Consider the following 25134-nt stretch of genomic DNA (forward strand, 5'->3'; position numbering starts at 1 on the left):
GACTCAACTGCTGCTGACGCTCTCGCTGTTGACGGTGAAGTCCAGACCGCCGGACGAGGACGTGATCTCGAAGCCGAACTGCACGTCGCCGATGGTGACGTTGCCGAACCAGCCCTTGGTGTCCTTGATCCACTTCAGGATCGGCAGGATGTCGACCGTGCCGGAGGTCGAGTTGGAGCTGCGGACGAACGAATAGACGTTGTTCGAGCCGTTGTTGCCCTTGTAGACGGTCCAGGTGTTGCCGCCCAGCGTGAGCGTGCCCTGCGAGGTGCCGAGCGGGCCGACGGCGCCGGTCTTGTTGACCCAGAGCATGATCTCGTCGGCGTAGCCGGTGTCCCAGATGTCGTACGACGTGTTGTACGCGCCGGACGACGGGACGGTCACGTTGTAGCTGCTGGTGAGCGACCCGAGGGAGGTGATCGTCTTGTTGATCACCTTCTTGGCGTTGGGGTACGACTTGATGCCGCCGGTGTCGGGGTGGTTGGCGTTGACGCCCCAGTTGGTGCCGGAGTTGGCCCAGATGCACTGGGCGCCGGCGCCCGAGCCCCAGATGTTGTTGTAGAGGGTGTAGCCGTTCAGCGTGGTGTTGCCCCACTGGTCGCAGGAGCTCCAGACGGCGGCCGAGGCGGGGGCCGCGGCGAGGCCGACGGTGGCGCCGAGGGCGAGCGCGGGGGCGAGCAGGGCGGTGACGGCCCTGCCGAGCGTGCGTGGTGCCATGGTGTCCCTTCCATGGGTGGGGGGAGGTGCGGTGGCTACCACGTCCCCAGGGTGAGGACGTGGTCTTCTCCGGCGACGAGGTCGAGCGGCCGACGGCCGGAGGAGGTCCACAGGTCGACGCGGAGCGTCCGGTGCGGCTTGAGGACGGCCCGCGCGCCGTCGGGGGTCCAGTCGAGGTCGAGTTCGGCTCCGAAGCGGGTCCGGATGCCGTGCAGCCGGCCCCTGGCGAGGGCGGCCGGCGGTGCCGGGAGCAGGACCAGGCGGTCCGGGGCCGACTGGACGAGGGCCTCGACGAGCACGGCGGGCAGGGTGTGCGCGGCGTCGGCGTTGTAGACGTCGCGGTGCGGGTAGTGGGCGCTCATCAGGGAGGCGTGGAAGAAGTCACCGGCCAGCACCCGGTCGAGGGCGGCGCCGACCCGCTCGCCGTCGCGCAGCCGGGCCGCGACGAGCGCGTGGTGGAGGTGGCCGTGGGCCGAGTCGTTCTCGGCACCGCGCAGTTCGAGCGCGCGGTGGGCGGCCGCCGCGAGCTCCGGGGTGTCGTAGGGGGTGATCTCGTCGAGCGGCCAGACGCCGTAGAGGTGGCTGAGGTGGCGGTGGTCGTAGGTGTCGTCGAGGCCGGGCCAGGCCCATTCGGCGAGCGCGCCGTCGGCGTTGGTCCGGTGCGGGGGCAGCCGGTCGGCGAGGGCACGCCAGCGGTCGGCGTCCGGGCCCGGGTGGTAGTCGGCCGCGGTGCGCAGGGCGTGCCGGGCGGCGGACAGGTCCATCGCCGCGTTGACCGCGCCCCAGCTCGCGTTCGCCGGCCGGTTCTCGGGCGAGTAGGAGGGGACGATCACCAGGTGGCCGTCGGCGTCGGTCCGGGTGAGGAAGTCCTCGTAGAACCGGGCGACCTCGGCCAGCGCGGCCGCCGTGCGGGGATCGCGCTCGCCGCGGATCTCGTCGTGGTCGACGAGCGGCTTGAGCAGCCAGTCGGCGCCCGCGGTCCACAGGTGCAGGGGGTATTCGCGGCTGAAGTGGTAGGCCAGCCCGGACTCGCCGTCGCTGTGCGCGGGCGCCACCACGCCGCGGGCGCCGAAGACCTCGCGGGCGTTCTCCCGCCAGTCGCCGAGCTGGCGCTCGACCAGCGCGGCGCAGGCCTGGGTGACTTCGGGAAGGGCGGCCGCCGCCGCGGAGGCCGTCTGGAGGTTGACGTTGGCGTCGTTGGTGAACGCCCCCGACCAGGCGGTGTCCCAGTCGCCGGTCCACAGGCCGGTCAGGCGGGGCGGGTTGAGACCGGAGGCGGAGAGCAGGTGGTAGCGGCCGGCGGCGAAGAGCCGCTCCAGGAGGGCCGCGCCGGCCGGTGTCGCGAGCAGCTCGGACCCTGGCAGCGCGCGTTCGGCCGGGTCGGCGGCGAGGTCGAGGGCGACGCGGGTGTAGGCGGTGCGGTGCCGGTCGAGGTGGCGGGCGAGCAGCGCGTCGTACGACTCCTGGTCGGCGAGCAGGTCGCTCAGTGCGCGGGCCTCGGCGGTCACGTCGAGTTCGCCGGTGTGGCGGCGGACCCGGGTGAGGAGGAGGACGGACGCGGCGCCGGTGACGCGGACGCCCGGCGCGACGAGTTCCGTGCCGCCGCCGGTGACGGCGACCAGGGTGACGCCCGTGTACGCGCGGTCGCCGCCGGGGTAGCGGGCGCGGAGGCTGAGCAGGGCGCCCTCGGGGGTACGCAGCACGCCGTGGCCGACGCCCAGGCCGGACGGGGCGCCGGGGAGCCGGTGGTCGAGGGCGATGTCGAGGGCGGCGGCGCCGGTGACCTGCTGCACGATCACGTCGTCCGCGCGGGAGACGAAGACCCTGCTGGTCCAGCCGGCGGCGGTGGCGGTGACCTCGCCGGTGGTGAAGTCGACGGAGCGGCGGTAGCCGTCGGGCAGGCCGAGCGGCCGGCGCAGCCGGATCTGGAAGGCGGGGTGGAAGGGCTGCACCCACTGGAGCGGGCGGCCGTCGGTGAGGTGCTCGGCGGCGTCCCACTCTCCGGCCAGCAACCTGTCCTGCACGGCGCCGAGTGCGGCCGCGAGGCGGGGCGGCCGGGCGTGCTCGCCGCCGTTCGGGCGGACGAGGGTGTGGTGGGTGACGATGACACGGTCGTCGTCCGGATCGCCGAACACGAGGGTGCCGTGGTGGCCGTTGCCGCTCAGGAAGGCGTCCTCCCAGCGGGCGGCGGGGGCCGGCTCCCAGGTGCCGTGGACGGGGCCGCTGGTGGTGTCCGTGCCGGTGCCGGTGGTCGTCATGGCTTGAGCACCGCCACTCCGTGACGGCCGAGGACGGTCTCGCCGGTGACGGTCGTCCCGGTCAGCAGATCTCGATGTGTTCCCATGAGGGAGATCTTCGCCTGGTCACGCCCGTGGTTGAAAAGGAACAGCAGCTCGCCGCGGCGGACCGCCTCGACGCCCGCGGGCAGGCCGTCGAGGACCGGCCGCACCCCGGCGTCCGCGGCGATCCGGCCGAGCAGCCCGCGCAGCGCGTCCGGTTCCGGGAGCGTGGAGAGGTACCAGGCGCGCCCGTTGCGCAGCACGGCCGGCAGCCCGTCGAGTTCACCGCCCCGGTACGGCACGGTCGCGCAGACCCCGGGCGCGGCCTCGATCTCCTCCGACCACAGGGTCCCCCGAAAGCCCTCGCACGCGACGGTCTCCCCCGCGTCCAGGGGCCACCACTCGTGCAGGGTGCGGATGCCGAAGAGCTCGCGCAGCCGGGCGTCCATGCCGCCGGGGCGGATCCGGTCGTCCTCGTCGGCGATGCCGGTCAGGAAGCCGCTGACCAGGGTGCCGCCGTCGCGGACATAGCCGAGGAGGTTGCCGATCGCGGTGTCGGTGAGGAGGTAGAGCTGCGGGACGACGACCAGCCGGTAGGAGGACAGGTCGTGTTCGGGGTGGGCGAAGTCGGTGGTGAGGTTCGCCTCCCACAGGGCCCGGTGCCAGGCGTGCAGGACGTCGGGGAGGTCCACCTCGGTGGAGAGCCGCCCTTCGTGGGCACCGGCCCACCAGGAGTGCCAGTCGTGGAGGATCGCGATGTCGGCGCTCAGGTGACGTCCGCTCACCTCGCCCGCGATGCGGGCCAGTTCGGCGCCGAGCTGCTTGACCTCCTGGTACGTACGGCCTGCCTCCCCGGCGTGACCAACCATCCCGGAGTGGAACTTCTCCGCGCCCTGTCTGGACTGCCGCCACTGGAAGTAGCAGACGGCGTCCGCGCCGCGGGCCACGGCCTGCAGGGACCACTGGCGGTTGAGGCCGCGGGGCTTGGGGTGGTTCACCCCGCGCCAGTTGACCGGTCCGGCGGCCTGCTCCATGAGCATCCAGGGGCCGCGCGCCTGGGAGCGGGTGAGGTCGTGGACGAGCGCACCGTGCTGCGCGCCGAGGGGGTCGCGCGGGTCGGGGTACAGGTCGACGGAGACGACGTCCTCCTCGTCCGCCCAGCGCCAGGCGTCCTGGCCGGTCCAGAGCGGCATGAAGTTGGTGGTCACCGGGATGTGCGGGGTGTGCCGGGCGACGATGTCCCGTTCGGCGCGGTAGCACTCCAGGAGCATGTCGGAGGTGAAGCGGCGGAAGTCCAGCACCTGGGTGGGGTTCTTCAGGTAGTGGGCGTGGCGCGGCGGCAGGACGCCGTCCCAGGTGTCGTAGCCCTGGCTCCAGAACGCCGTGCCCCACGCGGTGTTCAGGGCGTCGAGGGTGCCGTAGCGCTCGCGCAGCCACCGGCGGAAGGCGGCGGCGGCCTCGTCGCCGTGGTCGAAGGTGCAGTACTCGTTGTTGATGTGCCACATCGTGAGGGCGGGGTGGCCGGCGTAGCGGGCGGCGAGGTCCTCGGTGATGGCGGCGGCGTACCGGCGGTAGGCGGCGCTGGAGTGCGAGAAGTGCTGGCGACCGCCCCACCACTCGGTGCGGCCGTCGGCGTCCCGGGGCAGGGTCTCCGGGTGCAGCCGCCCGAGCCACGGCGGCGGTGACGCGGTGGGGGTGGCGAGGACGACGCCGATGCCGTGGTCGTGCATCAGGTCCATGAGCCGGTCCAGCCAGCCGAAGTCCCGCTCTCCCGGCCGCGGTTCGAGTCGCGCCCAGGAGAAGACGCCCATGGTCACGGAGGTGACGCCGGCGGCCGTCATCAGCCGGACGTCCTCCTGCCAGGTCTCCTCCGGCCACTGCTCGGGGTTGTAGTCGCCGCCGAACAGGATGCGGCCGCGGGTGGCGTCGGAGAGGCCCGGCGGCCTCCGTCGGGCGGTCATCGGACGGGGTCCTTGCCGGACGGGACGCCGATCGCGTGGGCGGCGGGGAGGGCGGTTCTGCGGCTCGGGGTGGGCATGGGCAACCTTCGGTGAGCGTGGTCGGGTGGATGGTCCGGGGTGGGAGCCGGGGCCGGGCGGGTCGCCCCGCCCGCGCCTGCGGGGTGCCGCCGCGCCCACCCGTGCGGTACCGGTGGCACGACTGCCCGCGGCCGGGAGGCCGGCGCGACCGCAGCGCCCGTCAGAGGCGCTGGGGATCCCCCGGCCGAAGGCCGGGGGAGGAACTGCCCGATCGGCCACGCATCACCCGCAGTCACCGGCGCTCCCCCGCCACCCCCTCGGGAAGGCGAAGTCGGCTACCCCTTCACCGCCCCCGTCAGCATCCCCTTCTTGAAGTGCTTCTGGACGAACGGCGACAGCACCGCCACCGGCAGCAACGCCATCACCATCACCGCCATCTGCACGGCGAGCCCGGACAGTTCGCCCGTCTTGATGGACTGGGCCAGCCCCACCGGGGCCTGCTGCTTCTGCACCAGCTGGATCATGACGTTCTGCAGCGGCATCTTGTCCTGGTCGTTGAGGTACAGGGACGCGTTGAACCAGGCGCTCCAGTACCCGACCGCGTAGAACAGGGTGATCACGGCCAGCACCGCCCGGGACAGCGGCATCACGATCTGCCACAGGATCCGGAAGTCGCCGGCGCCGTCGATGCGCGCGCTGTCGGTCAGTTCCTGCGAGATGCCCATGAAGAACCCGCGCAGGACGAGGATGTTGAACACGCTCACCGCGCTCGGCAGGATCAGCGCGAGGTAGCTGTCGGTGAGTCCCAGGGACTGCACCAGCAGGTAGGTCGGGATCAGACCGGCGCTGAAGAACATCGTCGCCAGCAGCAGCATCAGGAACCAGCGGTGGCCGAGCGAGCCGATGCGCGACAGGCCGTAGGCGCACAGGACCGACACCGTCATGGAGAACAGCGTGCCGACGAGGGTGATCAGAACGGAGATGACCGTGGCCCGGGTGACCTGGCCGCCGCTGAGCAGTTCCCGGTAGGCGACGAAGGTGACGCCCTTGGGGATCATCACGAGGCCGCCCGCCTCGTCGATGGTCCTCCGGGAGGACAGGCTGGTGACGACCACGATCCAGAGCGGGAAGAGGACGGCCAGGCAGGCCAGGGTCAGGACCAGGCCCTTGCCGGCGCTGCCTGCCGTGCTCGGCTCCTCCTCCCAGACCGGGCGGGGTGGCGCGGCCCACCGGGACGGCGGCCGCTCCCGTACGGGAGGCCTGTCGGCGACGGCGGTCATTTCTTGTACACCCCCTGCTCGCCCATGAGATGGGCCACCTTGTTGGCGGCGAGGACCAGTCCGAGGCTGACCACGCCCTTGATGAGGCCCGCGGCGGCCGCGTAGCCGAAGTCCTGGTTGCGGACGCCGTTCCACCAGACGAAGGTGTCGAGGACCTCCGAGGCCCCCGGTCCCACGGCGTCGCGCTGGAGGAGGATCTGCTCGAAACCGACGGTCAGTGCGTCGCCGACCCGCAGGACCAGCAGGAGTGCGATGACCGGGCGCAGGGCGGGGAGCGTGACGTGCCAGATGCGGCGCCAACGGCCCGCGCCGTCCATCGCGGCGGCCTCGTAGAGGTCCGGGCTCACGGACGCCAGCGCCGCCAGGAAGACGATGATCCCCCAGCCCGCGTCCTTCCAGACGCTCTCCGCGGTGACCAGGAACTTGAAGGTCGACGGGTCGGTCATGAGGTCGAGACCGTCGTAGCCGTGCCGGCGCAGCAGCTGGGACAGGACGCCCGCGCCGCCGAAGATCTGCTGGAAGACGGAGATGACCAGCACCCAGGAGAAGAAGTGCGGGAGGTACAGCACGGCCTGGGCGATCGCCCGTACCCGGGGCCGGACCACGCTGTTGATGAGCAGCGCGAGGGCGATCGGGATCGGGAAGAACAGCACGAGCTGCAGGAAGAACAGCACCAGGGTGTTCTTCACCGCGTTCCAGAAGGCGGAGTCGGCGAAGATCTGCTGGAAGTTCTCCAGGCCCACCCATGCGCTGTGCAGCATGGAGACGACGCCGTTGTCGCTGACGTACGGGTCGTAGTCCTGGAAGGCGACGATGTTGCCCAGGATCGGCAGGTAGTTGAAGACCAGGAGCAGCAGGATCGCCGGCAGGGTCATCAGGATCAGGGCGCGGTCGCGTCTGAATCTGACGCGCAGGCCGAGCTTCCCGGTGCTTCGCTTCCCCTCGGTTGCGGTGGCGCCGCCGGATGTCACCGGGGTCCCCTGTGTTCCGTGGTCGTCTGCCTCGGCCCTGCTGCGAGGCACCGTGCTGTGGGACACGGCGGTTCTCCTTGCCTCGGTGCGGGGTCAGCTCGCCGACGGACCGTTGTCGTCGAGCAGCTTGCGGTACCAGTCGCGCAGCTTGTCGCCACCCTTGCTCTTCCATTCGGCGACGGCCTGCTGCATGTCGCTGATCTTCTTGCGGCCGCGGGTGATGTCGTCCTCCAGCGTCTCGAAGTCGTCCATGAGGTTGGTGTAGCGGGACGGTTCGGTGATCATCTGGCCGAAGAAGCTGGACTTCCTGGTGAAGGAGCCCATCCGCTGCTGCCACTCCACCTGCGCCTTGGCGACGTCGGGGAAGTCGGGGTGGGCGATCGTGGCGGCGGGGCTCGCGATCATGACGTAGGCGTTGATGACCTCGTTGTTGCCCCGGGTGGTCTTCGTGGGCACGCCGTTCCTGACGGTGTAGTGGGTGCCCTCGACGCCGTAGTTGGTGGCCATGTACTCCTTGGTGCCGTACGGCGCGGCGGTGGTGTTGGCGACGGCCAGCACGTCGTGGATCACGGACTCGGAGGCCTTCTTGTTGACGAAGGCGAAGATGCCGGCCGGCTGCTCGGCCCAGACGTGCGGGTTTCCGCCGTCGTGGGCGTAGACGTCCATGCCCCAGATCTTGAAGTCCGGGTTCTGGGTGGCCTGTTCGGCGGTGCGACTCCACCACTGGCTGATGTCGTTGGGGTAGATCAGGAACTCGCCGGCCGCGAACTTGGGGCCCGGGTCGGGGGCGTTCTTGCCGAGCATGGCGTCGGGGTGCACGACGCCGGCGGCGAAGAGCTTGCGGGTCCACTCCAGCGCTTCGAGGTACTCGTCGGTCTCGATGCGGTTGATCAGCCTGCCGTCGACGAGGTTCCAGCCGAGCGGCTTCTCGCTGCCGGACAGGACGCCGAACATCTGCCAGGCGGTCCACTTCATGTCCATGCAGGCCCAGCGCTTGGCCTTGGCGTCGGTGATCTCCTTGGCGAGGGCCAGGAACTCGTCCGCCGAGCGCGGGACCTGGTAGCCCTCCTTGTCGAAGATGTCCTTGCGGTAGAGGGGCACGATGTTGGTGACGTACGAGGACGGCATGGGCAGTCCGCGCAGCCTGCCGCCGAAGATGCAGCGCCGCCAGGCGTCGGTGGGGATGGCGGCGAGGTTCGGGTAGTCCTTGACCTTGTCGCCGGACAGGTACGGGCCGAGGTCGGCGAACTTGCTGATGATGGCGGTGGGTATCTTGCCGCCCATGTTCCAGTTCGGGATGACGACGACGTCCGGTACGTCGCTGGAGGCGAGGACCGCGCCCAGTTTCTGGTCGTAGGTGTTGCCGTCCTGGTTCTGCCACTGGACGTCGACGCCGATCATGTCGTTCATCGCGTCGTAGTAGGGGTTGTCCTGCTTGGGCGGGGAGCCCCAGAACGGCGACATGACGGTGACCTTGCCGCCCTTGCCGAGCTTCTTCGGGACCGAGGTCTTCAGGGCCGAGAGGTCGAGCTTGCCGGTGAAGCCGATCGCCGAGCCGTTCTTCGACGGGATGTCCGGGGTCACCACGCTGCCCGCGACGTAGGCCGGCAGCAGCTTCTGCGCGCCCTTGCCCGCCGAGGAGCCTCCTCCCGACCCGCTGTCCGACGCCCCGCAGGCGGCGAGCAGCGGCATCCCGCCCGCCACCGCAACGGTTGCGACTGCCGTGGAGGCGAGGAAAGTTCTCCGGCTCGGCCCGGAGGGGGCGGAAGCGGCGTTCGGCGTCATTGCGTCAACCCTTCGTGGCGCACCAGGACACCCGGCGGTGGCCGTCGGCTGCGGTGTCTCGAGTGGAACTGGCTGAGCCGAAGCGATCCTGCGACCACGGTCGTGCGTCCCTGGGGCGGACGGGGACGGCCGGCCGGTGGTCACCCGTCGGCCGGTGGTCGCCCGTCGGCTGGTCGACGGGCGGGGCGGTCGACTAGTCGAAGCGCTTCGATGTTGCTGCGAGGTTAAGTGAACACTCGGGGGTGCACAAGGGTCGCTCCCAAGATTCCTCGGAGGTCGAAGGGATGACCTCTCCTTATGCGCCACTTGAATTTTCGGTGAGCGTGTCTTGACACCCGACGGTGTGTCGAATGAGCATCGAAGCGCTTCGAAAGCTCCGCGCCGCTCCATCGCAAGGGGAACCGCACGTGACCGCTCACCCGTCGCCCACGCCGCCTTTCCGTGATCCTCGGCTACCGTTCGCGAAGCGCATCGACGATCTGCTGGCCCGGCTCACCCTGGACGAGAAGGTCTCCTTCCTGCACCAGTTCGCACCCGCCGTGGAGCGCCTCGGCATCGCCGCCTTCCGCACCGGTCAGGAGGCCCTGCACGGGGTGGCCTGGATGGGCCCGGCGACGGTGTTCCCGCAGGCGGTGGGCCTGGGGGCGACCTGGAACGGCGATCTCGTACGACGGGTCGGCGAGGCGGTGTCCAAGGAGGTCCGGGCGATGCGCGCCCGCGACGACCGCGTCGGCCTCAACGTCTGGGCCCCGACGGTGAACCTGCTGCGCCACCCGCTCTGGGGCCGCAACGAGGAGGGCTACTCCGAGGACCCGAAGCTGACCTCCGCCATCGCCACCGCCTACACCCGCGGCCTGCGCGGCGACCACCCGGTGTACTGGCGCACCGCGCCCGTCCTCAAGCACTGGCTGGCCCACAACAACGAGACGGACCGCGCCACCTCGTCCTCCTCGGTCCGCCCGCGGGTGCTGCACGAGTACGACCTGCGGGCCTTCAGGGAGACCGTGGAGGCCGGCGCGGTGGCCGGCGTGATGCCCGCGTACAACCTGGTCAACGGCCGCCCCAACCACGTCTCCCCGTACCTGCGCGAGCAGTTGCGCACCTGGACGGACGAGGAGCTGCTGGTCTGCTCGGACGCCGGCGCGCCCAGCAACCTGGTCGACCACGAGCACTACTTCGCCACGCACGAGGAGGCGACCGCGGCCGCCCTGCTCGCCGGCGTCGACAGCTTCACCGACCACGGCACGGACGGCTCGCAGATCATCGCCCGGGTCGACGGGGCCCTGGCCCAGGGGCTGCTGACGGAGAAGGACGTCGACAGGGCGGTCCGCCGCCACCTCTCGGTCCGCTTCCGCCTCGGCGAGTTCGACCCGCACGACGATCCGCACCCGGGGACCGCCGAGTTCGACACTCCGGCCCACCGCGCCCTCGCCCGGGAGGCGGCCGAGCAGGCGGTGGTCCTGCTGAAGAACGACGGCGACCTGCTGCCGCTCGCGCCCGACGCCCGGATCGCCGTGGTGGGCCTGCTCGCCGACGAGTGCAAACTCGACTGGTACAGCGGCACCCTGATCCACCGCTCGACCCCCCTGGAGGGCCTGTACGAGCGGTTCGGTGCGGAGCGCGTGGAGTTCGCGGAGGGGGTGGACCGGGTCCGGCTGCGGCTCGCGGACGGCACCTACCTGCACGTGCCGCCCGCCCCCGAGGCCGCCGACGAGGTGCGCGGCGCGGCCGGCGCCCTGGACCCGGCGCTGCTCTCGGGGCGCACCGACCTCCCGCCGCTGACCACCGACGCCACCGGCACCGAGTTCGCCCTGGCCGACTGGGGCGAGGGCGTCCTCACCCTCCGCGCCCCCGACGGCCGCTACCTCTCCGTCGCCGGGGACGGGTGCGTCCGCGCCGCCGCGGACCAGCCCGGCGGCTGGGTCGTCCAGGAGACGTTCCGCCTGGAACCCCACGAGAACGGTCACCTCCTCCGGCACCTCGGCACGGGTCGCCACGTCTCTGTCGCCGCCGACGGGGTGAAGGTTGCCGTCGAGAACGCTTCGATCTTCGAGTTGATCATCGTCGAACGCGGTGCGGACGCCGTCGCCAGGGTGGCCGCGGCGGCGGACGCGGTCCTGGTGGTCGCGGGCAACGACCCGCACATCAACGGCCGCGAGACCGAGGACCGTACGACCCTGGCCCTGCCCCCGCAGCAGGAGCGCCTGCTGCGGGCCGCCCGCGCGGCGAACCCGCACACGGTGCTGGTGCTGGTGTCCTCGTACCCGTACGCGGTCGACGTGGCCCGGCTGGCCGCCGTGCTCTGGACCGCCCACGGCGGCCAGGCGGCCGGCACCGCGCTCGCCCGCGTCCTGGCCGGCGACGTCTCCCCCGCGGGCCGCCTCCCGCAGACCTGGTACGCCTCCGACGCCGACCTTCCCGACCTGCTCGACTACGACGTGCTCGGCGCCCGCCAGACCTACCTCTACTTCGAGGGCATCCCGCTGTTCCCCTTCGGCCACGGCCTGTCCTACGCGTCCTTCTCCTACGCGGACCTGGCGACCGAGGTCGCACAGGGGACGCTCCGGGTCTCGTTCACGGTCGCCAACACCGGCGACGTGGCGGCGGACGAGGTGGCCCAGCTCTACACCCGGGCCGCCGAGCCGTCGGCGGCCCGCCCGCGCCGCGAACTCCTGGCCCACCGCCGGCTCACGCTCGCGCCCGGCGAACGCACCCTGCTGACCTTCGAAGTCCCGCTCTCCGCCTTCGGGTTCTGGGACGTGGCACGAGGCGGCCGGCGCCTCGAACCGGGCCCGTACGACCTCCTCGCCGGCGCGTCCAGCGCGGACATCCGCCTCCGTACGACGGTGGTCCTCGACGGCGAGCCCACGGCACCGCGGCCCGTCACCTCCGCGTCGGGTCTGGAAGCGGCGGACTTCGACGACCAGTCGGGCGTCGCGCTCGTGGACCGCACCCGGACGGCGCGCGACGCGGTCACCCCGGCGGACGGCCGCACGGGCCAACTCGTCTACCGGAGCTGCGACTTCGGCACCGGCACGACGGAGGTCACGGCGCGGGTGGCCGGCCGGGGCACCCTGGAACTGTCCCTGGACGGCGGCCCACCGCTGGCCGTGCTCACCCTCGACGAGCCGACCGCCGACGTGTACGCCTACACCTCGCTCACCGCACCCCTCGCCGCGAACGGCGTGCACGACCTCCACCTCGGACTGCGCGGCCCCCTACGGCTCGCGCACGTCGGCTTCTCCGGTTGAGGGTCCGGAACGGCGAGTGGGACAGCGGACGAGAACGGAATCTCCTTGCTTCGCCGCCGCCGTCTCCGCCGTCCTCGTCGTCGGTGTGTCCGGCCGCGGCGGTGAGAAGGAGCCGCCCGTGCCCGAGGAGAGCTACGCACGTTCGACCGAGAACTCGTGGCGCGCCGGCGGCCACCGGTCCCCGGCGGCCGCCGGTTGCCCGGCGTTCTTGGAGCACGCCGCGGACCCACCACGGCCGGAGCCCCCGCACAGCGGGCTCCGGCCGTGGTGGGTGTTCCGGGGTGGGTCAGAGGGCGAGGCCCGTGAGGACCAGGACGCGCTCGTAGGTGTAGTCGTCCATGGCGAACTTGACGCCCTCGCGGCCGACACCGGACTGCTTCACGCCGCCGTACGGCATCTGGTCGGCGCGGTAGGAGGGGACGTCGCCGATGACGACACCGCCGACCTCCAGCGCCCGGTGAGCGCGGAAGGCGCCCTGCAGGTCGTGGGTGAACACGCCCGCCTGCAGGCCGTACTTGGAGGCGTTGACGGCGGCGAACGCCTCGGCCTCGCCGTGCACCTTCTGCACCGTGAGGACGGGGCCGAAGATCTCCTCGCAGGAGAGCGTGGTGTCCTCCGGGACGTCGGTGAGGACGGTCGGCGCGAAGCTGGCGCCGTCCCGGTCGCCGCCGGTGACCAGGGTGGCGCCGGCCTCGACGGCCTCCTTCACCCATGCCTCGACGCGCTCGGCCGCGGCCTCGCTGACCAGCGGGCCGACGTCGGTGCTGTCGTCGGTCGGGTCGCCGGTGACCTGGGCCTCGACGGCGGCGACGATCCGCGGCAGGAGCCGGTCGTAGACGGCGGCGTCGGCGATGACCCGCTGCACCGAGATGCAGGACTGGCCGCCCTGGTAGTTGGAGAAGGTCGCGATGCGGGTGGCGGCCCAGTCGAGGTCGGCGTCGCTCGCGTAGTCGCCGAGGACGACGGCCGCGCCGTTGCCGCCGAGCTCGAGGGTGCAGTGCTTGCGGGGCACCGAGTCCATGATCGAGTAGCCGACCTTCTCGGAGCCGGTGAACGAGATGACCGGGAGGCGCTCGTCCTGGACGAGGGCGGCCATCTTGTCGTTGGCGACCGGGAGGATCGACCAGGAACCGGCCGGGAGACCCGTCGTCTCGGCGAGCAGGTCGCCGATGATCAGGCCGGAGAGAGGGGTGGCCGGGGCCGGCTTCAGGATGATCGGCACGCCGGCCGCGATCGCCGGGGCGATCTTGTGGGCGCACAGGTTGAGGGGGAAGTTGAAGGGCGCGATGCCGAGGACGACGCCCTTCGGGAAGCGGCGGGTCAGCGCGAGGCGGCCCTGGCCGCCGAGGTCGGTGTCGAGGCGCTGCGCCTCGCCGCTGTTGAAGCGGCGGGATTCCTCGGCGGCGAACCGGAACACGGACACGGCGCGGCCGACCTCGCCGCGCGCCCACTTGATCGGCTTGCCGTTCTCGGCGGAGATCAGCCGGGCTATCTCCTCGGTGCGCTCGGCCAGGCGGCGGCTGACGTGGTCGAGGGCGGCGGCGCGTACGTGGGCGGGGGTGGCGGCGAACTCGTCCCGTACGGCGTACGCGGCGGCGACGGCTTCCTCGACCTGGGCGTCGGTGGGCACGCTGACCTTGCCGACGAGACGGGCGTCCCACGGGTTGGTGACGTCGAAGGTGTCCTCGCCGGTGGCCTGGCGGCCGGCGAGCCAGAAGGCGTGGGTGGCGGTCATTGCGAGTCCCGGCCCTTCCGCGTTGGGGGTGGGTGTGTGCAGGGTGTTCGGCTCCACGGTAGGTCGGCGGGGCCGAGGGTGCGTTTATCCGGGGTGTAGTGGTGGGGGTGGGGGGTACGCCGGATTGGCACGGTGCGGGGGCCGGCCGCCTTTTCCTCGCCCCCGCCGCCCCTACCCGTCCCATCCTCCAGGGGGTGGCCCCCTTCGACCGCCCGTTCCAGGGGCTCCCGCCCCCGGACCCCCGCATCGGCCTCCGGCCTCGTCCTCAAACGCCGGACGGGCTGGAGGGTCGGCGGTGCGCCGGTTGTCCTCAGACGCCGGGCGGGCTGGAGGGTCGACGGTGCGCCGGTTGTCTTCAGACGCCGGACAGGCTGGAGGGTCGGCGGTGCGCCGGTTGTCGCAGGGCAGGGTCCCGCTCTCGATGCCGGGTGGGCTGAGAAACCCAGGGGCGCGGGGAACTGCGCGACCAGCCCCCGTCGGGGCGCGGACGGCAGCCGGCCCGCGGGTCCTCGACGGGTGTCGGAACGGCAAGGTTTCGACAGAGCGAGACGGGTGGGTGGGAAAGTCCGCGGCCGGCAAGGGCACCCCGCTACTCCGCCGACGTCGCCTTCAGGGCCAGCCACAGTTCCATCCGGACGTCCGGGTCGTCCAGGGAGCGGCCGAGGATCTCCTCGACCCGGCGCATCCGGTAGCGGAGCGTGTGCCGGTGGACGCCCAGGTCCGCCGCCGCCGCGTCCCACTGGCCGTGCCGGGAGAGCCACGCCCGGAGGGAGGCGACCAGGTCACCCCGGCCGGTCGCGTCGTGCTCGTGCAGCGCCCTGAGCAGCCCGTCGGCGAACGCCTTCACCGCGTCGTCGGCGAGGAGCGGAAGGACCGAACCCGATGCCAGCTGGTCGTGCTCGACCAGGACCCGGCCCCGGCGCCGGGCCACGGACAGCGCCTGTTCGGCCTGCTTGTAGGCGGCCGCCGCCGCGATCGGGCCGGACGGCGCGGAGAGGCCGACGACCAGTTCCTCGGCCTCGCCGCCGCCGTGCTCGGCCGGCACCGTCCGCGCCGCCTCCCGCGTCGCCGCGTACTCGACGCACGCCGCCACCGCCGCACCCCCGTCCGCGGCCAGCACCACCAGCCGCTCTCCCTCGGGCACCAGCAGCACCGCCTCCCCGGCGCGGGCCGCGGCCGACTCCACCGCCTCGGTGAGACCGGCCAGCACCTCGCCGCCGCCCGCGTCCGCGACGATCATCCGGAAAGGGGCGTCGAGCAGCCCGCCGTACAGGTCCCCGGCGACCCCCCGGGCATGGTCCGGCTGCCCGGCGAGCAGCATGCGCAGCACCGCCGCCCCGATCCGCTGCTCGGCCGCGTGCAGCGAGCGGGAGCGTTCCGTCGTGAGGGTGAGGAGGGCGATCGCGGAGTGCACGGCGTAGCGCTCCGCCGTGCCGAGCGCCGAGGCCGTGCCGACCGCCAGGGCCGCCCGCGGGCGGCGGCCGGTGCCGAGGGAGTGCAGTTCCACCCGGTCCTCGTTGTCCGGGCCGCCGACCACCGAGGACGCCGGTGCCGGGCGTTCCCGCAGGCGCTCCACCTCCGCCGTCAGGCGCGCCGCCCGGCGCCCCGCCCACTCCGGTGCCGTCGCGACGACCGCGCCGGACGCGTCGTACAGTGCCGCCCAGCCGTCCACCTGCGCGGCGAGCGCCGTGAGCAGGCCCTCCGGGCCGGCGTTCAGCGCCTGCCTGGTCAGTTCGCGCTGGGCGGCGAAGCCCGCCGTCACCGCGCGGTACTGGTCGGCCGCTATCGCCGCCGAGACCGCCTTGCTGATCGCGAGGAAGGGGGTGCGGCGCGGCACCTCAAGCAGCGGCAGGCCCTCCCGCTCCGCCGCGTCGACCAGGGCCTTGGGGATCTCGTCGTAATTGACCCCGACGGCGAAACCGAGGCCCACCACACCGGCTCCGACCAGCCGCTTCACGTACTTCCGCATCGCCTCCGGATCCTCCGCGTCCAGCTTCAGCGCGGTGATCAGGAGCAGTTCCCCGCCCTCCATGTACGGCACCGGGTCGGCGAGTTCGCTGACGTGGGCCCAGCGCACGGGCACGTCGAGGCGGTCCTCGCCCGCGCGCACGGTCAGTTTGAGCGCGGAGTGGTGGACGAGCGAGGCGAGCGTCGGTGGCATCAGGCCGTCAGACCTTCTCTGGGGTCGAAGGCGTCGTGAGCGCCGTGAGGGTCGTGAGTGAGGCCAGTGGTGTTTGGCCATGCCGTATGAACGGCCTCTATCGATTCTGCCTCACTGTACGGTCCCGTGTGCCCCGGTGTTCAGAGCCGGCCGCCTGCTCCCAGGTCCACCAGCAGCGGGGGCGCGTGCTCGCCCTTGACCGTGGTGAGGGACAGGACCGCGTGGCCCGGTGGCAGTCCGTGGGCCAGTTCCGAGGCCGACCAGCGCTCGCGCTCCACCTGCCGGACGGTGACGGCCCGGGCCGTGGCCGCCTTGCCGGTGATCACCCGGCGTACGACGTGCAGCGCCTTGCCCGCCGGGGTCTCCGCGATGATCTGGCGGTCGGTGACGTCCCGGGCCTCGGTCCACTCCTTGCCCCAGACCTCGGCGAAGTCCTGCCCGTCCCAGGGGGTGAGCCCGGCGAAGGCCATCCTGCAGCCGGTGGCGCCGAGCAGCGGGCCGCGCAGCGGGCGGGGTACGTCGTCCAGGGTGCGCAGGGTCAGCACCACGCCCGCGTTGGCGGAGCGCAGCCGCTGGACGGCGCGGACCGCCTCCGGTGTCACCACGCCCGTCGCGTCGTCCAGGAGCAGGCAGGAGAAGAGCGAGCGGTCGTCCCGTACCGTGACGCTCGCCGTGAACTGGGCGAGCACCAGGCGGGCCAGGATGCGGGAGGCGTCCGCGTGGCCGCGCTCGGGCAGGTCGATGCGGACCCGGACCGGGTGGTCGAGGGCCTTGAGGGAGAAGGGGCGGGACTGGCCGGAGGTGTCGAAGAAGCCGGCGAAGGCCGGGCGGTCGAGCAGGGCGATGCGGTCGGCGAGGACCGCGCCGACGTCCCCCGGGTGTCCCATCTGACGTTCCCGCGCGTCCAGCTCGCGCAGCAGCGACTCGTGCCCGGTCGTCGTCAGTGCCGTGCGGAGCGCGGCGAGCGGGCCCGGTGCGCCGTCGAGGAGCTGGCGGAGTTCGGGGACGGACGGGAAGCGGCCGTGGACCGCCCGGAACGGGCCGAGCAGCTGGGCGAGGACGGTGGTGGAGCGGCGGCTGTCGCTGCCGGGGTGCGGGTCGGCGAGGTCACCGGCGAGCGCCTCGGCGAGTATGGCGGCGGCCTCGTCGGGGTCGGTGGTGCCGCCGTACAGGTCGAGGTCGTAGACGGACTCGGGGTGGGCGATGCGGACGACGACGTCGTAGGCGTCGGCGGGTCCGAGGCCGGCGCCGGCCGCGCCGACGACGACCACGGAGGCGCGGCCGGCGAGCGCGTGCAGGCAGAGCGACTCGGCGAGCGGGCGGACCAGGCTGCCGGTCTTGCCGGAGCCGGCCGGTCCGACGGCGAGCAGCGAGGTGCCGAGCAGTTCGGGGCCGAGGGCGAGGCCGGTGCCCCGGTACCGGTAGGGGTTGCGCGGGTCGTCGGCCGTGGTGCCGAGCCGGACCTGGCCGGTGACCAGGTCGTGGCGGGCCTGCCGGGCGGGCAGGTCACGTTCGCCGGAGGGGTGCAGGCAGGCGGCGGCGCCGTCCTTGACCACGGCCGCGGTGAAGGTGGCCATGGTGTGCCGGCCGCTGCGTACGCCCTGCCAGGCGCGGGCGATCCGGGCGTGGTCCACGTCCCGCATGAGCCCGCTGCGTGCCTCGGCGGCGAGCCGGTCGGCGGCGGCGTCGGCACCGGCGGCACGCAGGTGGGGCCACTGGGCGGGGTCCTCCGACGGCGCCGGAGGCTCCTGACGGGATCCCGCGGACGCCGCGGCCCGGAACCGGGGCGCCACGAACCGCCGCCACACCTCGCCCCACCGGCCGAGCTTGCCGACCACGAGCATGATGGTGAGGGCGACCAGGTAGGTGTACCCCTCGTAGATGAAGCGGGTCGCGGTCGGCGAGATCGTCGCGTTCGCGCCCTGCCACGAGGCGGGGAGGAGCAGCTGGAGCGGCAGCCCCCACCACGCTCCCAGGTAGCCGTGCGTCAGCAGGGACCAGACCAGCCACCCCACCAGGAAGGCGATCAGGGCGCCGCTGAGCAGTTGCCGGGTCGGCAGTTCCTCGGGTTCCTGCTCGGCCCGGGGCCGGTAGCCGAACCGCCACACCCCCGGCGCCGCCTCCGGCCGGGGTGCGCGCAGCCAGGTCAGGAAGGCCGAGCCGTCCGGCAGCGGCGGCACCGCGGTCGGCGGTGCCGTGGGCCGTGGCGGTACCGTCGGCGCCTCGGTCGGCACCGCGTCCACGTCGTGCGGCCCCGCCGGACGCGGTACAGGATTCGCATGCGTACGCCGCGTGTCCCGCGTCCCGTCGCTGTCCATCGCTCTCGCTCCCTGACCAGCCGTTCTGCCGTCCACCGTCAGCGGCCAATCTAACGCCCTCGCAAGGGGAGTTCACCGCTTACGCGGCCGAGGAGCCGTCCGGCCGGACCCCGGTTCCCCGGCCGCACTATGTCCATCGCGGACAACGTCACTCTCCGACAACGCCCACATGGAGCATGCCCACCTCCCACACCCGGCCCTAGCCTGCGAAGAAAGAAGGAAAGCGTCCGAAAACGCACCACCGGAGCAACCGGACGGGACGCGCCCGGCACGCATCGGTTCGCACCACTCATCAGGGAGCCCCCATGACCGCACTTCCGCAGGAGCGTCGCGTCGTCACCGCCATACCCGGCCCGAAGTCGCAGGAGCTGCAGTCCCGCCGTCTCGCCGCGGTGGCGCAGGGTGTGGGTTCGGTGCTGCCCGTCTTCACCGCGCGCGCGGGCGGCGGGATCATCGAGGACGTCGACGGCAACCGCCTCATCGACTTCGGTTCCGGCATCGCCGTGACCTCGGTCGGCGCCTCCGCCGAGGCCGTCGTACGCCGCGCGAGCGCCCAGCTGGCCGACTTCACCCACACCTGTTTCATGGTCACCCCGTACGAGGGCTACGTGGAGGTCGCCGAGGCCCTCGCGGAGCTCACCCCGGGTGACCACGCGAAGAAGTCGGCGCTGTTCAACTCCGGCGCCGAGGCCGTCGAGAACGCCGTGAAGATCGCGCGTGCGTACACCAAGCGCCAGGCCGTCGTGGTGTTCGACCACGGCTACCACGGCCGGACCAACCTCACGATGGCGCTGACCTCGAAGAACATGCCGTACAAGAACGGCTTCGGCCCGTTCGCGCCCGAGGTGTACCGGGTTCCGGTCGCCTACGCGTACCGCTGGCCGACCGGGCCGCAGAACGCCGGTCCCGAGGCCGCCAAGCAGGCCATCGACCAGATCAGCAAGCAGATCGGCGCCGACAACGTCGCCGCGATCATCATCGAACCGGTGCTCGGCGAGGGTGGCTTCATCGAGCCGGCGAAGGGCTTCCTGCCGGCGATCAGCCAGTTCGCCGCGGACAACGGGATCGTGTTCGTCGCGGACGAGATCCAGTCCGGGTTCTGCCGTACCGGCCAGTGGTTCGCGTGCGAGGACGAGGGCATCGTCCCGGACCTGATCACCACGGCCAAGGGCATCGCCGGCGGTCTGCCGCTGGCCGCCGTGACGGGCCGCGCCGAGATCATGGACGCCGCGCACGCGGGCGGGCTCGGCGGCACCTACGGCGGCAACCCGGTCGCCTGCGCCGGTGCGCTCGGGGCCATCGAGACCATGAAGGAGCTCGACCTCAACGCCAAGGCGAAGAACATCGAGTCGATCATGAAGCCCCGCCTCACCGCCATGGCCGAGAAGTTCGACGTCATCGGCGACGTCCGCGGCCGCGGCGCGATGATCGCCATCGAGCTGGTCAAGGACCGTGCCACCAAGGAGCCGAACCCGGAGGCCACCGCGGCCCTCGCCAAGGCCTGCCACCAGGAGGGACTGCTGGTCCTGACCTGTGGCACCTACGGCAACGTGCTCCGTTTCCTGCCCCCGCTGGTCATCGGCGAGGACCTCCTCAACGAGGGCCTCGACATCATCGAGCAGGCCTTCGCCCGGATCTGAGACACAGGCTTCGCCAAGCCCGCGCACAGGGTCTCGAACCCGTGTGCCACCGCCGCCCCGCCCCTCCCACCTGGCGTGATGTGGGGGGCTGGGGCGGCCCCCGTCAGGCCGTGTGAAGAAGGTGTGCGAGGTGGATGACGGGACGCGATTCCGCCTGTCGCAGCGCCGGACCCTGCCGTAGGTTCTACCCAGATGAGAGATACACCCCGCCCACAGGGGACTGTGGGCGATTTCAGGCCGGGGCCTCCCCAGCTTCGACCTGGTCGTGCCCTCGCGCACACAACCGGTGCCTCCGGCTCCGGATCTCCTCACCGATCGGACGGTCGCCCGCCCCAAACCCCCCGGGGCGCGCGGCGTTCCGATCCGGACGGCCGCCCCGGAACCACCCCCCCTGTTCCGGGGCGGCCGACCTCCTTCCTTCACTTTCGCCCCGCGGGACTCGTGGGGCTTCTGGGCCTACCGGCCCTCCTCTTCGCGCTGATCACCTGGCAGGTCGTGGCCCGTGGCCCGCTGCTCCGTGCGGACAGCCGCCTGAGCAGCGCACTCGTCCACCCGGACCGGTTCTCCGAGCTCCTCTCCGACCTCGGGAACGTGCAGGTCGCGGTCCCGGTCCTGGTACTCGTCCTGGCCTACGCCGCCCGGCGCGGCCGTGCCACCGGTACAGACCGGTGGTGGCTGCCGCCCACGGCCGCCGCCGTGCTGATGGCCCTGGTCCCGGCGGTCGTCGTGCCGCTCAAGGACTGGACCGCCCGTCCGGGGACCCCGGCGGTGCCCCCGGCGGTCGGCTACTTCCCCTCCGGCCACACGGCGACGGCGGCGATCGCGTACGGCTCCGCCGCCCAGGTCCTCCTCCCCTGGCTCACGTCCGCCGCGGCCCGCCGGACCGCCGTCGCCGTCTGCGCGGCCCTGGTCCTCGGGGTCTCCTACGGGCTGGTCCGCCGCGGCTACCACTGGCCGCTGGACGTGGTGGCCAGCTGGTGCCTGGCCACCGTCCTGCTGACGTTCCTGCGCCTGCTGCTCAGCCGAAGTACGCGTCGAAGTTCTTCTGGAACTCCCAGTTCGAGAACCGGTCCCAGTTGATCGACCAGGTCATCAGGCCGCGCAGGGCCGGCCAGGTGCCGTGGGTGGCGTACGAGCCGCAGTTGGTCCTCTTCGTCAGGCAGTCCAGGGTCTTGGTGACCTCCGACGGCGCCACGTAACCGTTGCCCGCGTTGGTCGAGGCCGGCATGCCGATCGCGATCTGGTCGGGGCGCAGCGGCGGGAAGACGTTGCCGGCGTCGCCCGCCACCGGGAAGCCGGTGAGCAGCATGTCGGTCATGGCGATGTGGAAGTCGGCGCCGCCCATGGAGTGGTACTGGTTGTCGAGGCCCATGATCGGGCCCGAGTTGTAGTCCTGGACGTGCAGCAGGGTCAGGTCGTCGCGCAGGGCGTAGATCACCGGGAGGTACGCCCCGCAGCGCGGGTCCTGGCCGCCCCACTTGCCGGTGCCGTAGTACTGGTAGCCCATCTGCACGAAGAACGTCTCCGGCGCCATGGACAGCACGAACTTCGAGCCGTACCTGGCCTTCAGGGTCTTCAGCGCGGAGATCAGGTTGACGATCACCGGGGTCGTCGGGTTCCTGAAGTCCGTGTCGCTCGCGTCCAGGGAGAGCGAGTGACCCTCGAAGTCGACGTCCAGGCCGTCGAGGCCGTAGGTGTCGATGATGTTCGAGACGGAGGAGACGAAGGTGTCCCGGGCGGCGGTCGTGGTGAGTTGCACCTGGCCGTTGGCGCCGCCGATGGATATCAGCACCTTCTTGCCGGCCGCCTGCTTGGCCTTGACCGCCGCCTTGAAGTCGGCGTCGCTCTCCACGTTCGGGCACTCGGTGACCGGGCAGCGGTTGAAGCGGATGTCGCCGGAGGTGGCCGAGGTCGGCTCACCGAACGCCAGGTCGATGACGTCCCAGCTGTCGGGGACGTCGGCGAGCGGGGTGTAGCCGGAGCCGTTGGCGAAGGAGGAGTGGAGGTAGCCGACCAGGGCGTGCGTGGGCAGGCCGGTGGAGCCGCCGGAGGAACCGGTGGCCGTGGTGGCCGTCACCGCCGCGGACTTCGCGGACTCGCCGGCGTCGTTCACGGCGGCCACCTGGAAGCTGTACGCCGTCGACGGGTTCAGCCCGGTCACGGTGGCCGACGTCCCGCTCGCCGTCTGGACCCTGGTCCCGTCCCGGTAGACCGCGTAGCTCGTCGCGCCGGAGACCGCGGTCCAGGACAGGGCCACGCTGGAGGAGGTGACCGGGCCGGCGGTGAGCCCGGTGGGGGCGGCCGGCGGCTGACCGGCGGAGGCACCCGGTCCGACCAGCGACACGTCGTCGGCGTAGTAGGCGCCGGTGCCGTACCAGCCGTGGGTGTAGATGGTGACCTTCGTCGTCGAGGCGCCCGTGGTGAAGGTGGTGGTGAGTTTCTGCCAGTCGGGGGCGGACTGGGTCCAGGTGGAGACGTCGGTGGTGCCGGTGCCGCTCGCGCCGAGGTAGACGTAGGAGCCGCGGACGTAGCCGGACAGGGTGTACTGCGAACTCGGCTTGACGGTCACGGTCTGCGCGCACTGGGCGTTGTCACTGCCGGCCGGGGTCGCCTGCAGCGCGGAACTGCCGCCGTGCACGGGCGAGCCGACCGTCGTGCCGCTGCCCGCCGTGCAGGTCCAGCCGGAGAGACCCGATTCGAACCCGCCGTTGACGGCGAGATCCGCGTCGGCCGCACGGGCGGCCGACGAGAGAGCGGTGATTCCGGGCACGGCCAGCAGGGCGGCCGTGAGCATGGTCAGGACAGGTCTCGCGCGAACCACAAGAGCCTCCGGGGGTGGGGGATTTGGAGGTGGGGTGCGCGCTCAATTTGGTCCAGACCAATCCACCTGTCAAGAGCTGCGGCACCGATCCGCCGACGGTTCGACAACGCACCCCTTCAGGGACGCGGGGAACTGCGCGACCAGCCACAACGGCGCCGCGCCCGGCCGGCAACCCGCCCGCGAACGGCGCCTAGTCACCGTCGGCCAGGCCGGCGGCGGCCTCGTGCATGGCCAGCTCCAGCAGGGCCGGATCCGTCAGCGTCCCCGACCCGTCCGGCACCACCAGCCACCGCACCCCCTGGGTCGACCGCCCGGGATACGGCACGACGATCCAGGTGCCGGCACCCGCCGTGCGGATCCCGGTGCCGAGCCACCGGGCCGCCGTGCCGGGCGGCACGAAGAAGCCCACCCGGCTGTCCCCGAAGTCGACCAGGACGGGCCCCGGTTGGTCGAGGACACGGGTGAGCACGTCGAGGGTCGGATAGCCGAGCTCGCCCGGCAGGATCAGCACGTCCCAGGCCCTGCCGGCGGGCAGCAGCGCGACCCCCAGCGGGTTGCGCTCCCATTCCCAGCGGCAGGCCTCGGGATCCGGTGCGACCGATACCAGCCATTCGACCGCCGTCTTCGCCCCAGTCATCAGAAGACCTCCCCGTCTCGCTCGTGGACGCGGGCGTCGCGTCACGGGGAGAGAGGGAGGTCCTCCGGGGGCATTACGCGGGTTTCGGCACCATATCGAAGTGAGCTGGGTCACACACCGGACCGGCTCAGCTGTCGAAGCCCAGCCCCAGCCGGTCCATCGTCCGCAGCCACAGGTTGCGGTGGCCGCCGTGCGCGTCGGCGCGGGCCAGCGACCACTTGGTGAGGGCGATGCCGGTCCAGGCGAACGGCTCGGGCGGGAACGGCAGCGGCTTCCTGCGGACCATCTCCAGGCGGGTGCGCTCGGTCTCCGCACCGGCCAGCAGGTCCAGCATCACGTCGGCGCCGAACCGGGTGGCGCCGACGCCGAGCCCGGTGTAGCCCGCCGCGTACGCCACCTTCCCCTGGTGCGCGGTGCCGAAGAACGCCGAGAAGCGGGAGCAGGTGTCGATCGCGCCGCCCCACGCGTGCGTGAAGCGGACGCCCTCCAGCTGCGGGAAGCAGGTGAAGAAGTGCCCGGCGAGCTTGGCGTAGGTCTCCGGACGGTCGTCGTACTCGCGGCGCACCCGGCCGCCGTAGTGGTGGATGGCGTCGTAGCCGCCCCACAGGATGCGGTTGTCGGTGGACAGCCGGAAGTAGTGGAACTGGTTGGCGGAGTCCCCGAGGCCCTGCCGGTTCTTCCAGCCGATCGCGCCGAGTTGCTCGGCGGTGAGCGGCTCGGTCATCAGCGCGTAGTCGTAGACCGGGACGGTGTAGGCGCGGACCCGCTTGATCAGGTTCGGGAAGATGTTGGTGGCGAGCGCGACCTGGCGGGCGCGGACCGCACCGTACGGGGTGCGTACGGCCATGCCGGCGCCGTAGGCCTTCAGGGCGAGGGCGGGCGTGTGCTCGTACACGCGGACGCCGAGTGCGAGGCAGGCCTGCTTCAGGCCCCAGGCGAGCTTGGCGGGATGCAGCATGGCCACGCCCCGGCGGTCCCACAGGCCCGCCTCGAAGGTCGGCGAGTCCACCTGCGCCCGTACCGCGTCCGCGTCGAGGAACTCGATGTCGTCCGCGAGGCCCTGGCGCTCCAGGTCCTTGTGCCAGTCGTGCAGTTCCCACGCCTGGTAGGTCTCGGTGGCGACGTCGATCTCACCGGTTCGTTCGAACTCGCAGTCGATGCCGTGCCGGGCGACGGCGGCCTCGATCTCGTCGAGGTTGCGCCGGCCCAGCTCCTGCAGCCGGTGGATCTCCCCGGGCCAGCGGGCGAGGCCGTTGGGCAGCCCGTGGGTGAGGGAGGCGGCGCAGAAGCCGCCGTTGCGGCCCGAGGCGGCCCAGCCCACCTCGTGGCCTTCCAGCAGGACCACCTCGCGCCCGGGGTCGCGCTCCTTGGCGTTGAGCGCGGTCCACAGTCCGCCGTAGCCGCCGCCGACCACCAGCAGGTCGCAGGTGTCGGCGCCGGTCAGCGCGGGCTCGGGGTGGGGCTTGCCGGGGTCTTCCAGCCAGTACGGCACCGGCTGTGCTTCGGAGAGAGACCTGGTCCAATCTGCCTGACGGCTCATGGCGCTTGGGGCCATGATTT

15 protein-coding genes are annotated in these 25134 nt (G+C 72.2%); 3 read left to right on the forward strand and 12 right to left on the reverse strand.

Features of this window, described 5'->3' with window-relative positions; translation table 11 throughout:
- Positions 1-3: 3 nt before the first annotated feature.
- From AB0472_RS30345 to AB0472_RS30370, 6 genes are all read right to left on the reverse strand, one after another.
- Complete coding sequence (locus AB0472_RS30345; RefSeq protein ID WP_366361024.1) at positions 4-717, reverse strand: hypothetical protein; 714 nt, start codon at positions 715-717, stop codon at positions 4-6.
- 35 nt (positions 718-752) lie between these two features.
- Positions 753-2975: a glycoside hydrolase N-terminal domain-containing protein gene (locus tag AB0472_RS30350; protein ID WP_366361026.1), complete on the reverse strand. Its 2223-nt coding sequence runs from the start codon at positions 2973-2975 to the stop codon at positions 753-755.
- A complete protein-coding gene (locus tag AB0472_RS30355; RefSeq protein WP_366361028.1) occupies positions 2972-4957 on the reverse strand; it encodes a beta-galactosidase in 1986 nt (661 codons plus the stop codon). The genes AB0472_RS30350 and AB0472_RS30355 overlap by 4 nt, the downstream gene beginning before the upstream one ends.
- A 353-nt stretch (positions 4958-5310) precedes the next feature.
- A complete protein-coding gene (locus AB0472_RS30360) occupies positions 5311-6255 on the reverse strand; it encodes a carbohydrate ABC transporter permease (protein WP_366361030.1) in 945 nt (314 codons plus the stop codon).
- Positions 6252-7292, reverse strand: a complete 1041-nt coding sequence (locus AB0472_RS30365) for an ABC transporter permease subunit (RefSeq protein WP_366361032.1) — start codon at positions 7290-7292, stop codon at positions 6252-6254. The genes AB0472_RS30360 and AB0472_RS30365 overlap by 4 nt, the downstream gene beginning before the upstream one ends.
- Before the next feature lie 27 nt (positions 7293-7319).
- Complete coding sequence (locus tag AB0472_RS30370; RefSeq protein WP_366361034.1) at positions 7320-9011, reverse strand: extracellular solute-binding protein; 1692 nt, start codon at positions 9009-9011, stop codon at positions 7320-7322.
- Between the two features lie 407 nt (positions 9012-9418).
- Here AB0472_RS30370 and AB0472_RS30375 point away from each other — a divergent pair, with 407 nt between their 5' ends.
- Entirely contained in the window at positions 9419-12262 is a 2844-nt protein-coding gene (locus AB0472_RS30375) for a glycoside hydrolase family 3 C-terminal domain-containing protein (protein WP_366361036.1), read from the forward strand.
- A 286-nt stretch (positions 12263-12548) separates the two neighbouring features.
- Here AB0472_RS30375 and AB0472_RS30380 read toward each other — a convergent pair whose 3' ends face one another.
- The 3 genes from AB0472_RS30380 to AB0472_RS30390 form a co-directional block, all read right to left on the reverse strand.
- A complete protein-coding gene (locus AB0472_RS30380) occupies positions 12549-13997 on the reverse strand; it encodes an aldehyde dehydrogenase family protein (protein ID WP_366361037.1) in 1449 nt (482 codons plus the stop codon).
- Between the two features lie 589 nt (positions 13998-14586).
- The gene (locus tag AB0472_RS30385; RefSeq protein WP_366361038.1) at positions 14587-16158 is read right to left on the reverse strand and encodes a PucR family transcriptional regulator; all 1572 of its coding nucleotides are present in this window, start codon (positions 16156-16158) and stop codon (positions 14587-14589) included.
- 140 nt (positions 16159-16298) lie between these two features.
- Positions 16299-18476, reverse strand: a complete 2178-nt coding sequence (locus tag AB0472_RS30390) for an ATP-binding protein (protein WP_366361040.1) — start codon at positions 18474-18476, stop codon at positions 16299-16301.
- A gap of 305 nt (positions 18477-18781) precedes the next feature.
- Here AB0472_RS30390 and gabT point away from each other — a divergent pair, with 305 nt between their 5' ends.
- Together gabT and AB0472_RS30400 are read left to right on the forward strand one after the other, a co-directional pair.
- Positions 18782-20116, forward strand: a complete 1335-nt coding sequence (gabT, locus tag AB0472_RS30395) for a 4-aminobutyrate--2-oxoglutarate transaminase (protein ID WP_366361042.1) — start codon at positions 18782-18784, stop codon at positions 20114-20116.
- Between the two features lie 192 nt (positions 20117-20308).
- A complete protein-coding gene (locus AB0472_RS30400) occupies positions 20309-21196 on the forward strand; it encodes a phosphatase PAP2 family protein (protein WP_366361044.1) in 888 nt (295 codons plus the stop codon).
- Here the strand turns inward: AB0472_RS30400 and AB0472_RS30405 are convergent.
- The 3 genes from AB0472_RS30405 to AB0472_RS30415 all read right to left on the reverse strand — a co-directional run bounded on the left by AB0472_RS30405 (position 21135) and on the right by AB0472_RS30415 (position 25129).
- Positions 21135-22910, reverse strand: coding sequence for a glycoside hydrolase family 18 protein (locus AB0472_RS30405; protein WP_366361046.1), 1776 nt, complete (start codon positions 22908-22910; stop codon positions 21135-21137). The genes AB0472_RS30400 and AB0472_RS30405 overlap by 62 nt on opposite strands.
- A gap of 217 nt (positions 22911-23127) precedes the next feature.
- Positions 23128-23574, reverse strand: coding sequence for a hypothetical protein (locus AB0472_RS30410; RefSeq protein WP_366361048.1), 447 nt, complete (start codon positions 23572-23574; stop codon positions 23128-23130).
- Positions 23575-23701: 127 nt separating this feature from the next.
- Positions 23702-25129: an FAD-dependent oxidoreductase gene (locus AB0472_RS30415; RefSeq protein WP_366361050.1), complete on the reverse strand. Its 1428-nt coding sequence runs from the start codon at positions 25127-25129 to the stop codon at positions 23702-23704.
- Positions 25130-25134: the final 5 nt, after the last annotated feature.

The sequence above is a fragment of the Streptomyces sp. NPDC086777 genome, from assembly GCF_040702065.1.
Lineage (GTDB): Bacteria > Actinomycetota > Actinomycetes > Streptomycetales > Streptomycetaceae > Streptomyces.

What these genes read in the sequence shown, in the direction of transcription:
- AB0472_RS30345 (WP_366361024.1), bottom strand. Translation starts at nt 717, where the DNA reads ATGGCACCACGCACGCTCGGCAGGGCCGTCACCGCCCTGCTCGCCCCC.
- AB0472_RS30350 (WP_366361026.1), bottom strand. Translation starts at nt 2,975, where the DNA reads ATGACGACCACCGGCACCGGCACGGACACCACCAGCGGCCCCGTCCAC.
- AB0472_RS30355 (WP_366361028.1), bottom strand. Translation starts at nt 4,957, where the DNA reads ATGACCGCCCGACGGAGGCCGCCGGGCCTCTCCGACGCCACCCGCGGC.
- AB0472_RS30360 (WP_366361030.1), bottom strand. Translation starts at nt 6,255, where the DNA reads ATGACCGCCGTCGCCGACAGGCCTCCCGTACGGGAGCGGCCGCCGTCC.
- AB0472_RS30370 (WP_366361034.1), bottom strand. Translation starts at nt 9,011, where the DNA reads ATGACGCCGAACGCCGCTTCCGCCCCCTCCGGGCCGAGCCGGAGAACT.
- AB0472_RS30380 (WP_366361037.1), bottom strand. Translation starts at nt 13,997, where the DNA reads ATGACCGCCACCCACGCCTTCTGGCTCGCCGGCCGCCAGGCCACCGGC.
- AB0472_RS30385 (WP_366361038.1), bottom strand. Translation starts at nt 16,158, where the DNA reads ATGCCACCGACGCTCGCCTCGCTCGTCCACCACTCCGCGCTCAAACTG.
- AB0472_RS30390 (WP_366361040.1), bottom strand. Translation starts at nt 18,476, where the DNA reads ATGGACAGCGACGGGACGCGGGACACGCGGCGTACGCATGCGAATCCT.
- gabT (WP_366361042.1), top strand. Translation starts at nt 18,782, where the DNA reads ATGACCGCACTTCCGCAGGAGCGTCGCGTCGTCACCGCCATACCCGGC.
- AB0472_RS30400 (WP_366361044.1), top strand. Translation starts at nt 20,309, where the DNA reads ATGAGAGATACACCCCGCCCACAGGGGACTGTGGGCGATTTCAGGCCG.
- AB0472_RS30405 (WP_366361046.1), bottom strand. Translation starts at nt 22,910, where the DNA reads ATGCTCACGGCCGCCCTGCTGGCCGTGCCCGGAATCACCGCTCTCTCG.
- AB0472_RS30410 (WP_366361048.1), bottom strand. Translation starts at nt 23,574, where the DNA reads ATGACTGGGGCGAAGACGGCGGTCGAATGGCTGGTATCGGTCGCACCG.
- AB0472_RS30415 (WP_366361050.1), bottom strand. Translation starts at nt 25,129, where the DNA reads ATGGCCCCAAGCGCCATGAGCCGTCAGGCAGATTGGACCAGGTCTCTC.